This window comes from Streptomyces sp. NPDC047000 (assembly GCF_040644295.1).
Lineage (GTDB): Bacteria > Actinomycetota > Actinomycetes > Streptomycetales > Streptomycetaceae > Streptomyces.
In genome coordinates this window covers 1-13,900 of sequence record NZ_JBEYWE010000045.1, presented here as the reverse complement: position 1 = coordinate 13,900, position 13,900 = coordinate 1, and the positions used below count along the sequence as shown (strand labels likewise).

Genomic DNA, 13,900 nt, shown 5'->3' with positions numbered 1-13,900 from the left:
GGCTCACCGGTGGGACAGATCGAGCCTGATGTCCACGACCCCCTCCACGGCGCGCACCGCGCGGGCCACCACCGGCACCAGCGCCCGGTCGGGCAGCGCGCCGCCCAGGGTCACCACGCCGTCCGCCACGGAGACGGTGAGCCCGTCGGCGCCGGCCGGCAGCTGGGCGAGGACGCCGTCCCGGACCTCCCCGGCGATCTCGTCGTCCGTGCGCAGGAACACCTTCAGCAGGTCGCTGCGGCTGACCACGCCCTGCAACAGCCCCACGGAGTCCACCACCGGCAGCCGCTTGACGTGCCGGCGGGCCATGACACGGGCCGCCTCGGCGAGCGCGGCGTCCGCGTGCACGGTCACAGCCGGTGTCGTCATCAGCTCGCCCGCGGTCAGTCCGCCCGCCTTCGCCCGGGCCTTGAGATCGCCCTCGTCGGTGTCCCGGAACTCCTCCTTGGCCAGCAGGTCGGCCTCGGAGACCACGCCGATCACCCGGCCCTCACCGGCCAGCACGGGCAGCGCGCTGACCTTCCACTGGTCGATCAGCTCGACGATCTCCTTGAAGGGCGCGTCCCGCCCGACGGCGATGACGGTGTGGGTCATGACATCGCTCACGGTGTACGGCGATTCAGGCATCACAGCCTCCGGGGGGCTTCTGGGCGGCCTTCGGCGAGGCCGCTGACGGGGTGCGGACGATCGTGAGGTCCAGGAAGTGCGTGGAGCACGAGATGCACGGGTCGTGGTTGCGGATCGCCCGCTCGCACAGCGCCGTCAGCTCGTCGTCGCCCAGGCCCGGCGCGGCCACCGCCCGCCGGGCGAGGCGCAGCAGGTCGTCCTCGATGGCGCCCTGGTTCTGGGCGGTCGGCGGCACGAGCACCGCGCTCGTCACGATGCCGTCCGCGTCGATGCCGTAGCGGTGGTAGAGCAGCCCGCGCGGCGCCTCGGTCGCGCCGTGGCCGGTCCCGGCACGCGGCGGCACCTCGGCGCACGGGCGGCCGGGCGGCTCGTAGGCGGCGATGAGCCGCAGCGCCTCCCCGACGGCGTACACCACCTCCACCGCCCGCACCAGGACCGACCGGTACGGGTTGCGGCACACGGCACCCGCGTACGGATCGCCGAGCCCGGCCGCGACGGCGGCGTCGCGGGCCTCGGGCGGGAGCAGCCGGCCGCTCACCGCGAACCGGGCGAGCGGCCCCGTGAGATGCAGTCGGCCGTCGAGGCGCGAGTGCAGGGCGGTGGAGTGCTCGACATGGCTCTCGGCGACACGATCGGTGAAGTCCCGCAGCGGGAAAGTCTCGCGACCGCCGTCCGCGCGCACCACCGTGGGGGTGCCGCCCTCGATGGCGTACGTGTCCGTCTCGGCCAGCGCCAGCAGGTCGGCGCCGGTGTACGCGTCGGGGAAGCCGAAGCCCGCCACCCAGCGCACGGTCTCCAGGGCGTCGTCCTGCGCCCGCCGCAACAGCTCCTCCACCGGCCGGAGTTCGTCACGGGAGGGCACCCGGTGGAAGCCGCCGAGCCGGACGTTGACCGGATGCACGGCGCGCCCGCCGAGCAGTTCCATCAGGGCGTTCCCGGCCTTCTTCAGCCTCAGCCCCCGCTCCACCTCGGCCCGGTGGGTGCGGGCCAGCTCGATCGCGCTCGCGCCGCCGAGGAAGTCCGGCGCATGCAGCAGGTAGATGTGCAGGGCGTGGCTCTCGATCCACTCGCCGCAGTACAGCAGCCGACGCAACGCCCTTGTCTCCGGCGGGACTTCCACCCCGCAGGCGTCCTCGACGGCCGCGCACGCGCTCATCTGGTACGCCACCGGGCAGATCCCGCACACCCGGGCGGTGATGTCCGGCGGCTCGGTGTACGACCGGCCGCGCAGGAACGCCTCGAAGAACCGCGGCGGTTCGTAGATCCGCAGTTCGGCCCGGGTGACGGTGGCGTCGTCGACGTACAGGCTCAGCGCGCCCTCGCCCTCGACCCGGGAGAGCGAACCGACGTGCAGGACACGGGATCCGCGGTGTGTCACGTCATCAGCTCCTCAGCTCCTGGGTTCCCTGTCGAAAGCGGCGGTGTTGAAGGTGTGCAGGAAGCGCTCCACGTCGTCGTCGCCCAGTCCGTCGTGGCGCAGCAGCGGGATCAGCGCGGGCAGGTTCACCGACCCGGAGGGGCCGAAGCAGCCGTAGCAGCCGCGCCGGTAGGCCGGGCACAGCGCCCCGCACCCGGCATGGGTCGCGGGCCCCAGGCACGGGGTGCCCTCCGCGACGGTCACGCACACCGTGCCGCGCCGCTTGCACTCGAAGCACACGCTGTGGTTCGGCACGTCCGGTCTGCGCCCGGCGAGGAACGCGGTGATCACCTCCAGCAGCTGACCCTTGTCGATCGGGCAGCCGCGCAGCTCGAAGTCGACGTCCACATGGGCGGACACGGGGGTGGAGGTGCTCAGCGTCTCGATGTACTCGGGGCGCGCGTAGACGGTGCGGCGGAACTCGTCGACGTCCGTGAGGTTGCGCAGCGCCTGGATGCCGCCGGCGGTGGCGCAGGCGCCGATCGTCACCAGATGCCGGGCGGCCGCGCGGATCACATGGACGCGTTCGGCGTCCGCCGGGGTGGTGACCGAGCCCTCGACGAGGGCGAGGTCGTAGGGTCCGGGCCGCACGTCGCTGGACGCCTCCAGGAAGTGTGCGACGTCCACCTGCCCGGCGAGGGCGAGGAGTTCGTCCTCGCAGTCCAGCAAGGTGAGCTGACAGCCGTCGCAGGACGCCAGCTTGAACACGGCGAGTGTGGGTGTCATCACAACTCCCTCACCGACAAAAGGGGTTCGGCGTCGGACCAGTCCACGACCGGGCCGTCCCGGCACACCAGCAGCGGGCCGAGCTGGCAGTGCCCGCAGTGCCCGGTGGCGCAGCGCATGTTCCGCTCCAGCGAGACCCGGATCCGCTCCCGCGGGATGCCGCGGTGCGCGAGCTCACGGGCGGCGGCGCGGATCATCGGCTCGGGCCCGCAGACGAACGCCCAGGTGCGGTCGGGGTCGAAATGGGCCCGCCCCATCAGCTGGGTGACCACGCCGACGTCACCGCGCCAGTGCCGGTCGGGCCGGTCGACCATCACCCCGGTGTACGACGTGTCCCAGCCCGTCACCTCCTCGCGGGCGATCAGATCGGCCGGGGTGCGCGCGCCGACCAGCAGGTTCACCCGGCCGTACGCCTCCCGCCCGGCCAGCACGGCGAGCACCAGCGGCCGCAGCGGGGCGAGCCCGATGCCGCCCGCCACCACGACCAGGTCCGCGCCGCGCGCCCGTTCGAGCTCCCAGGCGGTGCCGTACGGCCCGCGCAGCCCGATGACGTCGCCGGTCCGGGCCGCGCACAGCCCGGCGGAGACGGCGCCCACCGCGCGGACGGTGTGCGCGAGCCCGCCCGTGGACTGCACGGAACTCACCGACACGGGGATCTCGCCGCGCCCGAAGCAGTGGACCATCGCGAACTGTCCCGGCGCGAACCCGGGCAGCGCCGCGCCGACCGGCTCCAGGCGCAGCGTCACCGTGTCCGGGGTCTCCGGCTGCCGCAGGACCACACGGTGGGGCACCGGCACGGCGGTCATGGCTCTTCCCTCGTCTCGTAGGTGCCGTACAGGTCGACGAGCCGGGCGCGGGCCGCGTTCAGCCGGTGGGACAGCACCCGGCCGACCCAGCGGTCGACGGCCCGGCCGAACACGGGGTCGCCGTCGCACATCCGCCGGACGGCGACGGCGTCGAACTCGTAGGCCCGCACCGGGGTGAGCGCCCGGGCGCCGAGCTGCCACACATACGGTTCGAACAGCCACGACCAGCCGACCAGGTCGCCCTCGCCGAGCGTCTCGATCACCGGCGGCCGGTGGCCGGGGATGTGCATGTCGAGGGCGACCCGGCCCTCGCGGACGATCCAGAAACGGTCCGCCTCGGCACCCTCCTCGAAGATCCGGGTGTCCTCGCGGAAATCGGCCTCACGCGCGATGCGCAGCAGCCTGTCCCGGTCCTCCGGGGGCAGGGCCTGCGACAGGCGCAGCGTGGTCGAGGGCTTCATCACCGGACCTCCGTCCCCGTCCTGACCGTCCCCGTCCCGACCGTCCTTGTCCCGGCCGTCCCCGTCCCGGCTTTCGCCTCCCGCTCGGCGTGCAGCGCGGCGACCTCCTCCGTGATGTCGATGCCGACCGGGCACCAGGTGATGCAGCGCCCGCAGCCGACACAGCCGGAGCTGCCGAACTGGTCGTACCAGGTGGCGAGTTTGTGGGTGAGCCACTGCCGGTAACGGCTGCGGCCGGAGGTACGGACCGGCCCGCCGTGCAGATACGAGAAGTCGAGGTCGAAGCAGGAGTCCCAGCGCTGCCGGCGCTCGGTGTGGTCACCGGTCAGATCGGTGACCTCCTCCGTGGTGACACAGAAGCAGGTCGGACACACCATGGTGCAGTTTCCGCAGGTCAGACAACGCGCGGCGACCTCGTCCCAGCGGGCGGCGCCGGGACTGCCGGTGAGCAGCTCCCGCAGATCGACCTCGGGCAGCGTCCGTCCCATCCGCTCCCGGGCGGCGTCCACCGCGTCCCGCGCGGCGCCCTCGGTCCCTTCGTCCGCCGCCCGGTGCGGCACCTGCTCCAGCAGCCGCGCCCCGGCCTCGCTCCCCACCCGTACCAGGAACCGGTGACCGGCGTCGTCGACCACCTCGGTGAGCGCCAGATCGTAGCCGCCGTCGGCCTCCGGGCCGCCGCCCGCCGACACGCAGAAGCAGGTCCCGCCCGGCTCGGTGCACTCGGCGGCGATCAGCAGCACGTCCCGCCGGCGACGGCCGTACCGGGAGTCCTCGAACCGTCCGCCGGTCAGCACCCGGTCCTGCACGGCGATCGCCCGCAGATCGCAGGGCCGTACCCCCAGGAAGGCGTACGACGGCGGCTCGGCGTCCTCCTCGGTGAACACCACCCCGCCGTCCGGCGTCCGGTCGGCGCTCCACAGCCGTTCCCGCGCCGGACGGAGGAAGTTCTTCCAGGACTGCGGCCCGGCACTGTGCGCGAACGCCGCCCCGTCCGCCCGCCGCACCAGCCGGTACCGTCCGGCGTCCGTCTCGACGCCCCAGCCGTACGGCAGTTGCGCGGCGGAGGTCAGTTCGGCGAGCACGACGGCACTGTCCCGCACCGTGGGTCCGACGACCGTCCTGCCCTGCGCCAGCAGAGCGACGACCAGGGCCTCCAGCCCGTCGCGATCGAGTACGGCCGGGTGTGCGGTGGCGGCCATCTCGGACCTCCTCGTCGGTGGGCGCTTCCGGCTCGCTCCCCTTACAGCGTCGAACCGCCACAGGTCCCCCGGGCAGGGGCCGACGGTCCCTCCCACCCGAGCCGACCGGATCCCTCGCCGGGCGCCTGCCGGCGGGTGGGGCGGCTTCGCGAGCGGGTGCGGGGCGCCTGCCGGCGGGTGAGGCGGCCCTGTGCGGGTGCGGGTGCGTTGTGGCTGGTCGCGCCCACGCGGCGGAGCCGCACACGAGCACAGCCCCGCGCCCCTTGGGGGGCGGACTGCGGTCCCGTGAGCGGGATACGTGCAGTCTCCCCCAGCCCGACGAACCCCGCCCCACGAGCACACCCATGCGAGCACGCCCAGGGGCGCGGGGCTGTGCCGGTGTGCGGCTCCGCCGCGTGGGCGCGACCGGCCGGCGGCAGGGCTGCGGTGTGCGGGACTGCAACTCCTCAGGGGCGCGGGGCTGTGCCGGTGTGCGGCTCCGCCGCGTGGGCGCGACCGGCCGGCGGCAGAGCTGCGGTGTGCGGGACTGCAACTCCCCAGGGGCGCGGGGCTGTGCCGGTGTGCGGCTCCGCCGCGTGGGCGCGACCGGCCGGCGGCAGAGCTGCGGCATGCAGAACTGCAACTCCCCAGGGGCGCGGGGAACTGCGCGACCAGCCACAGACAACCTGCACCCGCCCACCAGGGCACCCGCACCCGCCCCCGCCGCCGCCAGGCAAACCGCCGGGCTACGGCAACGGCTCGCCCAGCTCCCCGGCGACCGCGTCGGACATCTCCCGCAGAACCGCCAGCGTGCGCTCCGCCTCCCGTTCGTCCACCAGGGTGATCGCGAACCCCACGTGCACGATCACGTAGGACCCCACCACCGCCTCCGGCACACAGGACAGGCACGCCTCCCGGCGCACCCCGCCGAAGTCGACCGTGGCCATGGACAGCCCCGCGTCCTCGTGGAGCTCCACGACCCGCCCCGGAATGCCCAGGCACATGTCCCCTCACCCCTCCCGGGCGAGCCGCGCGGCCGCGACGACCGCCTGGCCGTAGCTGACACCGCCGTCCCCGACGGGCACCTGCCCGCCGACCAGCACCCGCAGCCCCTCGGCGTGCAGCCGCCGCTTGACCTCGGTCAGCAGCCGCCGGTTGACGAAGCAGCCGCCGCCCAGGCACACCGTGCGCGGCGCCCCGTCGGCGACGGCGCGGGCGACCAGTCCCGCGGTGACGATGCCCAGCGTGAGATGGAAGGCCGCGGCCAGCCGGGGCACCGGCTCCCCGTCGGCCTTGCGGGCCAGCAGGTCGGCGAGGGTGGGCGCGGAGTCGTAGACCCACATGCCGTCCACCGGCAGCAGCCGGTGCGCGAGCGGTACGGCGTGCGTGTCGCCCGCCGCGGCCTCCAGCAGGACGGCCGCCTCGCCCTCGTAGCTCACCCGTCCGCCGACCAGGCCGAGCAGCGCGGCCACCGTGTCGAAGAGCCGGCCGGCGCTGGAGGCGCGCGGGGAGTTGACCCCCCGTTCGAGCATGGCCCGTACGGCGGCCGTCTCGGGCCGGTCGAGCCGGTCCGTGAACCGCTGTACGAGGCGCGGGTCGGCGGGGGCGGCGCCCAGCGCCTCGCCGGCCAGCAGATGCCCCAGCGCGGCCCGGTGCGGATGCCGTACCGCCGCGTCGCCGCCCGGCAGCGGGGCCGTCGCGAAGCGGCCCACCCGGCGGTAGCCGGCCAGGTCGCCGACGAGGATCTCGCCGCCCCACAGCGTGCCGTCGTCACCGAGGCCGAGCCCGTCGTAGGCGACGCCGATGAACGTGCCGCGCACCCCGTGCTCGGCCGCGCACGCCGCCACGTGGGCGTGGTGGTGCTGCACCGGGATGCGGCGCACCTGCTGCGCCTGGGCCCACTGCGTGGACAGATACCCGGGGTGCAGGTCGTGCGCGATCACGCTCGGCACGATGCCGGTCAGCCGGGAGAGCCGGTCGTACGACGTCTGGAACGCCTCGTAGGCCGCGAGGTCGGCCAGGTCCCCGGTGTGCGGGCCGAGGTGCGCGTGGCCGCCGCCGGCCAGGGTGAAGGTGTGCTTCAGCTGCGCGCCGGCCCCGGCGACCGGTTCGCGGGAGACCAGCGGCAGCGGTGCCGGGGCGAGGCCGCGCGCCCGGCGGACGGTGATGCGGGTGCGGCCGGCGAACGTCACCACCGAGTCGTCGTAGCGGGAGCGGATGGGCCGGTCGTGGGTGAGGAAGCCGTCCGCGACCGCGCCGAGCGACTCGCGGGCCTCGGTGTCGTCGCAGGCGATGGGCTCGTCGCTCAGGTTGCCGCTGGTGACCACGAGCGGGCGGGCCAGCGAGTCGAGGAGGAGGTGGTGCAGCCCGGTGGTGGGCAGGAACAGGCCGACGCGGCTCAGTCCGGGGTGGACACCGGGGGCCAGCGGCGGGGTGCCGTGCCAGGGGTAACGGGCCAGCAGCACCACGGGGCGCTCCGGCGCGGTCAGGGCGGCGAGTTCGGTGGCGCCGATCCGGGCGAGCCGTCCCGCGGACGGCACGTCGGGGACCATCACGGCGAACGGCTTGGCCGGACGCCCCTTGCGGCGCCGCAGCTCGGCCACCGCGCCCTGGTCGGTCGCGTCGCACACCAGCTGGTAGCCGCCGATGCCCTTCACGGCGACGACGCCGCCCGCGTCGACCGTCTCGACGGCGGCGCCGAGCGCGGCCTCGCCGAGCAGCCCGTCCCAGGACAGCCGCGGCCCGCACACCGGGCAGGCGACCGGCTCGGCGTGGAAGCGCCGGTCGCCGGGGTTCGTGTACTCGTCCTCGCAGTCGGAGCACATCGCGAAGCCGCGCATGGTGGTGCGGACCCGGTCGTAGGGGAGGTCCTCGATGATCGTGGCGCGGGGACCGCAGTCCGTGCAGTTGACGAACGGGTAGCGGTAGCGGCGGTCGCCCGGGTCGCGCAGCTCGCGCAGACAGGCGTCGCAGATCGCCGCGTCGGGCGGCACCTCGCGCACCGCCGTGCCGCCCGGCCCCGGCGCGCTGTGCCGGACCTGGAAACCGGGCCCGCACATCTGGCGCGGCAGCCCGTCGGTCAGCCGCACCCCGCGCACCCGGGCGAGCGCGGGCGCGTTGGCGCGCAGCCGGCCCGCGAACTCCTCGATCACCCGGGCGGGTCCGGCGACCTCACCCTCCACATGCCCGTTGACGTTCGCCACCCAGCCGTCGAGACCCAGCTCGGCGGCCGTGCGGTACACGAACGGCCTGAAGCCCACACCCTGGACGATGCCGTCGACCCGGAAGCGGCGCACGCTCATGCGGGCCCCCTGGACACCGTGTCCCGGTACCGCACGATCTCCTCCTCGACGGCTCCCGCCAGTGGTTCCACCGCCGCCTGGACGGCCGGGGTGAGGCCGGTGCCGAAGTCGTCGTCGGCGCCCTCCACCGCGTACACCACGAGCCGTTCCGGCAGCATTCCGAGGACTCCGGCGAGCTCCACGGCCTCGCCCAGACCCAGCCCGTGCGTGCTGGTGGCCGACGGCGGGGCGAGATGTCCGGAGTCGAGTTCGAGGCGGTGCACCCGGCCGGGGGTGCCCGGGTGGGCGTGGGCCGCGTCGACGACGATGGCGAGGGCGGCGTCCTCCCAGAGACCGATCAGCCGTCCCGGGTCACCGTCGCAGGTGGCGACCACCGTGTCGGGCGGCAGCGTCCGCTCCCGCAGCCGGGCCGCCACGGCCCAGCCCACCCCGTCGTCGCGCCGGAACTCGTTCCCGACACCGACCACCGCGATCCGTGTGCACGTCGAACTCGTCCTCATGCCTCTTACCGTGGCCTTTCCGCGCCGTGGCCCCACAGGGGCCGAAGGACCCATGAGCGGGGCCGACACTCCTCGCGGCGCGCCCGCGGCATGCCTTCCGGCACCCCGCGCACGGCACCGCGCACCACGTCGTCTCGCGACCCTTCTCACGGTACGGCCGCCCCCACCCGCTCCGCGCGCCCGAGCGACGGGGCGGCCGTGCCAGGCGCACCGGACGCCTCCTCCGGCCACGCCGGATGCCCTTCGCCCCGAGCCGGTGCGCTTGGCGTTCTCCGTGCCGGGCGGGTGCGCGGGAGGTGCCTGGTCGCGGCGCGTCGGGTAGGGGCGGCATCCGTGTCCGGCGGGGCGGCCGGGGGTCCCATCGGGGCCGTGAGGGGGCCGGTCGGCCGCTTGCGAGGGCCCTCGTCGCTTTGCAGCCGCATACGTTTCGGGAGGGGGTCCGGGGAGCCGTCGGGCGGCCCGGGGGACGGTCCCGGGCGTGCTGCCGGACGGTGCCTCGGCGGTCGCGGCGGCGATCACCGTGCCGATCCGCCCGGGCCGTCCGGACCGCCCGGGGCGCGGGCGCGACCGGCGTCGGCACCGCCGGACCGGCGCGCGCCGCGGTGCCGCGGACGCCCCTCCTCCCGGCGCCGCCGCCCTCCCGGAACCGCCCGCCGACCAGCGGTTCGGCGTGATCGGGGCGGCTGCGCGCCCACCGCGCCGACCGCACCCGCACCCCGTCCGCCGGGGACCGCCAACGTCGCCCGAGCCCAGGACAGTTCGGCCGCGGCGCGGTCAGCCGGGCTCCGGATGCACCGCCCGCCGGGGTGCGGGACAATGCGGGCGGAGTATCGAAAATCCCTCCTGCCGTCCGCAGGGGCGGCCGGTGCCGTGGTGCCCGCCGGCGGCCCGGCCGGGTGACGCCCGGACGGCACCGGACCGTCCGTACCGCGGGCGGCCACCCGTCACCCGCGGCACGGACGCCGGCACCGGAGGGTGACGAACGGTCCCACCTTGATCGTCCGTACGGGGTCGCCGAAGGGGGCCGAACGGACCCGGGCGGAACCCCTGGCGGCCCCTATCTGGATACCGAGCCCGGCACGACGCTGGCAAAGGACCAGCAAAGATGCTGGAGCAGGCACGTGCAGCCGGAGCAGTCCGAGCGCCAGGAGGTACGCACATGCTTCCGCCCGTGATCGCCGCGGTGGACGGTTCGGCCGAGAGCCTTGCCGCTGCCGAGTGGGCCGCCCGCGAAGCCGTACGCCGCGAACGTCCGCTGCGCCTCGTGCACGCCTGGAACTGGCACCCCCACCAGGACACCGAACCCGCCTCCGCCGCCGCCCGGCATCTCGCCCGGCGTGTGCTGCGTGACGCGGAGGACCGCGTCGGCCGGCTCTGCCCCGGCCTCACCGTCCACGACGAGCAGGTCGAGGGGCCCGCGACGGCCGCCCTGCTCCAGGTGTCCCGGGGTGCCGATCTGCTGGTCCTCGGCTCGCGCGGCCTCAGCGGCTTCACGGGCTTCCTGGTCGGATCCGTCGCCCTGGGCGTCGTGGCGCGGGCCGGACTGCCCGTCGTCCTCGTCCGGGCCGGCGAGGATGCCGCCGACGAGCATCTGCCCGCCGACGACGGAACCCCCTCCACCCGCACGGGCTACCGCGACGTCGTCCTCGGCGTCGATCTGACCCGTCCGTGCGACGAGGTGACCGAGTTCGCCTTCGAGGCCGCCCGCGTCCGGCGGGCCCGCCTGAAGGTGGTGCACGCCTGGCAGCCGCCCGCCCCGATCTCCCTCGGCCCCGGTGACATCGGGCTCGTCGAGGGACCGCGGCGGGGCGACGAATGGGAGGGCTTCCTGACGGCCGTCCTCCAGCCGTGGCGGGACAAGTACCCCGAGGTCGAGGCCGTCACGGCCGTGACCGAGGGGAGCGCCCAGTCCGCACTGATCCGGGCGGCCACGGGGGCGGGTCTCGTCGTCGTCGGCCGCCGCAGCACCGCACGACCCACGGGTCCGCGCACCGGACCCGTCGCGCATTCCGTAATCCATCACGCCGGCTGCCCCGTGGCCGTCGTGTCCCACGAATGAGAGGTCCGAGCCCTGATGAGCGCACCGATCAAGTACGTGTACGGATTCGCCGAGGGCAGCCGGGACATGGCCGACCTGCTGGGCGGCAAGGGGGCCGGTCTCGCCGAGATGACGCGCATGGGACTGCCCGTGCCTCCCGGCTTCACCGTGACCACCGAGGCGTGCCGGACCTACCTGAGGACCGGCCAGGAGCCGCCCGAGCTTGAGGGCGAGGTCGCCGCCGCGCTGACCCGTCTCGAGGACGTCATGGGCCGTCACCTGGGCGAGGCCGGCGACCCCCTGCTGGTGTCCGTCCGCTCCGGCGCCAAGTTCTCCATGCCGGGCATGATGGAGACCATTCTCGACATCGGCCTCAACGACCACTCCGTCACCGGGATCGCCAAGGCGTCCGGGAACGAGCGGTTCGCCTGGGACTCCTACCGCCGTCTCGTGCAGATGTTCGGCCGTACCGTGATGGGGGTCGACGGCGACCACTTCGAGGAGGCCATCGCCGCCCACAAGGAGCAGAAGGGCGTGGCCACCGACCACGACCTCGACACCGAGGACTTCGTCGCCCTCACCGAGGAGTTCAAGCAGATCGTCCTCCGGGAGACCGGCGAGGAGTTCCCGCAGGACCCGAAGGTGCAGATGCACCGCGCCATCATGGCGGTCTTCAACTCCTGGAACGGCGAGCGCGCCCACATCTACCGCATGCGCGAGCACATCTCCGAGGACCTCGGCACCGCCGTCAACGTCCAGGTGATGGTCTTCGGCAACAAGGGCGACGACTCCGGCACCGGTGTCGCCTTCACCCGCAACCCCGCCACCGGCGACAAGGGCGTGTACGGCGACTACCTGCCCGACGCGCAGGGCGAGGACGTCGTCGCGGGCGTCCGCGACGCGCTGCCGCTGATCGAGCTGGAGAAGCTCGACAAGCAGGCGTACGACGAGCTGATGAGCACGCTGCACAAGCTCGAGGACCACTACCGCGACATGTGCGACGTGGAGTTCACCGTCGAGCGCGGCAAGCTGTGGATCCTGCAGACCCGGATCGGCAAGCGCACCGCAGAGGCGGCCTTCTGCGTGGCGCGCGACCTGCGCGACGAGGGCATGATCAACGCGGCCGAGGCCCTCAACCGGGTCGACGGCACCGCGCTGACCCGCCTGATGTTCCCCCGCTTCGACACCAACTCCGACGTACCGCTGGCGCACGGCGTGGCCGCCTCGCCCGGCGCGGCCGTGGGCGCCGTCGTCTTCTCCTCCGCCGAGGCCGTCAAGCAGGCCGGCGAGGGCAAGCACGTCATCCTGGTGCGCCGCGAGACCACCCCCGACGACCTGCCCGGCATGATCGCCGCCGAGGCCGTGCTGACCAGCCGCGGCGGCAAGACCAGCCACGCCGCCGTCGTCGCGCGCGGCATGGGCAAGGTCTGCGTCTGCGGCGCCGAGGCGCTTACCGTGGACATCGAGGGCAGGAAGTTCACCACCGCCGAGGGCGTGGTCGTCTCCGAGGGCGACGTCGTCTCCGTCGACGGCACCGCCGGCACCGTCCACCTCGGCTCGCTCCCGCTGACCGCGTCCATCGTCGGCGAGGCCCTGGAGTCCGGCACGTCGTCCGGCCGGCTCACCGACGCCGTGCTCGAAGCGCTCACCGAGGCCGACCAGGTGCGCCGCCTGGAGGTGCGGGCCAACGCCGACACCCCCGAGGACGCCGTACGCGCCCGTGCGCTCGGCGCCCAGGGCATCGGTCTGTGCCGCACCGAGCACATGTTCCTCGGCGAGCGCCGGGAACTCGTCGAGGCCATGATCCTGGCCCGCGACGACGAGGCGCGCAAGGAGGCGCTGGACGCCCTGCTGCCGATGCAGCGCGAGGACTTCGTCGGCATCCTGACCGCGATGGACGGCCTCCCGGTGACGATCCGTCTCATCGACCCGCCGCTGCACGAGTTCCTGCCCGACCTGGTGGAACTGTCCGTCCGCCTGGCCCGCACCGAGAACCCGGACCCGCGCGACCGCGAACTGCTCACCGCGGTCGAGCGCATGCACGAGATGAACCCGATGCTCGGGCTGCGCGGTGTGCGGCTCGGCCTGGCCGTGCCCGGCCTGATGGCCATGCAGTGCCGCGCCATCGCCGAGGCCGTCGCCCAGCGGCTGGCCGACGGCGGCACCCCGCGCGCCGAGATCATGATCCCGCTGGTCGGGACGGTCGAGGAGCTGAAGCTGGCCCGCGCCGAGGCCGAACGTGTCCTCGCCGAGGTCACCGAGGAGACCGGCCGGACGCTCGACTGCCCGATCGGCACCATGATCGAGCTGCCGCGCGCCGCGCTCACCGCGGGCAAGATCGTCCAGGCCGCGGACTTCTTCTCCTTCGGCACCAACGACCTCACCCAGACCACGTGGGGCCTGTCCCGCGACGACGCCGAGGGATCCTTCTTCCCGCTCTACATGGACCACGGGATCTTCTCGGTCTCGCCGTTCGAGTCCCTCGACCAGGAGGGTGTGGGCCAGCTGGTCGAGATGGCCGTCAAGGCCGCGCGCACCGTCAAGCCCGGCTTCCACACCGGCGTCTGCGGCGAGCACGGCGGCGACCCCGAGTCCATCCACTTCTTCCACAAGGCGGGCCTCGACTACGTCTCCTGCTCGCCGTTCCGTATCCCGGCGGCGCGCCTCGAGGCCGGCCGGGCCGCCCTGGAGGACGGGACCGGCAAGAGCGACTCCCGTTGACATCCGGGAGATGACCCCCAGCCGGTGACACCAGGGAGGGTGTCACCAGGCCGGGTGGCCGCCGACGCGTCCAGGTACCGGGGCAGTTCGGGGACGATCGGGATGACCAGCGTCTGCATCAGCG

11 protein-coding genes are annotated in these 13,900 nt (G+C 74.2%); 2 read left to right on the top strand and 9 right to left on the bottom strand.

Annotated elements, in window-relative coordinates:
• Window positions 1-3 precede the first annotated feature (3 nt).
• From ABZ862_RS36700 to ABZ862_RS36660, 9 genes are all read right to left on the bottom strand, one after another.
• Window positions 4-627 carry a CBS domain-containing protein gene (locus ABZ862_RS36700; protein WP_360968393.1) on the bottom strand — a complete coding sequence of 208 codons (624 nt, stop codon included), beginning with the start codon at window positions 625-627 and terminating at the stop codon, window positions 4-6.
• Window positions 620-2,005 (bottom strand): Ni/Fe hydrogenase subunit alpha, encoded by a 1,386-nt coding sequence (locus tag ABZ862_RS36695; protein ID WP_360968390.1) that lies wholly within the window; start codon window positions 2,003-2,005, stop codon window positions 620-622. Before ABZ862_RS36695 ends, ABZ862_RS36700 begins: the two co-directional genes overlap by 8 nt.
• Window positions 2,006-2,017: 12 nt before the next feature.
• The gene (locus ABZ862_RS36690; RefSeq protein ID WP_360968387.1) at window positions 2,018-2,770 is read right to left on the bottom strand and encodes an oxidoreductase; all 753 of its coding nucleotides are present in this window, start codon (window positions 2,768-2,770) and stop codon (window positions 2,018-2,020) included.
• The gene (locus tag ABZ862_RS36685) at window positions 2,770-3,576 is read right to left on the bottom strand and encodes an FAD/NAD(P)-binding protein (protein WP_360968384.1); all 807 of its coding nucleotides are present in this window, start codon (window positions 3,574-3,576) and stop codon (window positions 2,770-2,772) included. The genes ABZ862_RS36690 and ABZ862_RS36685 overlap by 1 nt, the downstream gene beginning before the upstream one ends.
• Window positions 3,573-4,037, bottom strand: coding sequence for a cyclic nucleotide-binding domain-containing protein (locus tag ABZ862_RS36680; protein WP_360968382.1), 465 nt, complete (start codon window positions 4,035-4,037; stop codon window positions 3,573-3,575). Before ABZ862_RS36680 ends, ABZ862_RS36685 begins: the two co-directional genes overlap by 4 nt.
• Window positions 4,037-5,236 (bottom strand): 4Fe-4S dicluster domain-containing protein, encoded by a 1,200-nt coding sequence (locus tag ABZ862_RS36675; protein ID WP_360968379.1) that lies wholly within the window; start codon window positions 5,234-5,236, stop codon window positions 4,037-4,039. Before ABZ862_RS36675 ends, ABZ862_RS36680 begins: the two co-directional genes overlap by 1 nt.
• A gap of 725 nt (window positions 5,237-5,961) precedes the next feature.
• The gene (locus tag ABZ862_RS36670; RefSeq protein WP_360968376.1) at window positions 5,962-6,219 is read right to left on the bottom strand and encodes a HypC/HybG/HupF family hydrogenase formation chaperone; all 258 of its coding nucleotides are present in this window, start codon (window positions 6,217-6,219) and stop codon (window positions 5,962-5,964) included.
• Window positions 6,220-6,225: 6 nt separating this feature from the next.
• Window positions 6,226-8,517, bottom strand: coding sequence for a carbamoyltransferase HypF (hypF, locus tag ABZ862_RS36665; protein ID WP_360968373.1), 2,292 nt, complete (start codon window positions 8,515-8,517; stop codon window positions 6,226-6,228).
• On the bottom strand, window positions 8,514-9,017 hold the full coding sequence (locus tag ABZ862_RS36660) for a hydrogenase maturation protease (RefSeq protein ID WP_360968370.1): 504 nt from the start codon (window positions 9,015-9,017) through the stop codon (window positions 8,514-8,516). The genes hypF and ABZ862_RS36660 overlap by 4 nt, the downstream gene beginning before the upstream one ends.
• 1,159 nt (window positions 9,018-10,176) lie before the next feature.
• On the opposite strand from ABZ862_RS36660, the gene ABZ862_RS36655 reads away from it, so the two are divergent.
• Both ABZ862_RS36655 and ppdK read left to right on the top strand, forming a co-directional pair.
• A complete protein-coding gene (locus ABZ862_RS36655; protein ID WP_360968368.1) occupies window positions 10,177-11,076 on the top strand; it encodes a universal stress protein in 900 nt (299 codons plus the stop codon).
• A gap of 15 nt (window positions 11,077-11,091) precedes the next feature.
• Entirely contained in the window at window positions 11,092-13,776 is a 2,685-nt protein-coding gene (gene ppdK, locus ABZ862_RS36650; RefSeq protein ID WP_360968365.1) for a pyruvate, phosphate dikinase, read from the top strand.
• Window positions 13,777-13,900 lie beyond the last annotated feature (124 nt).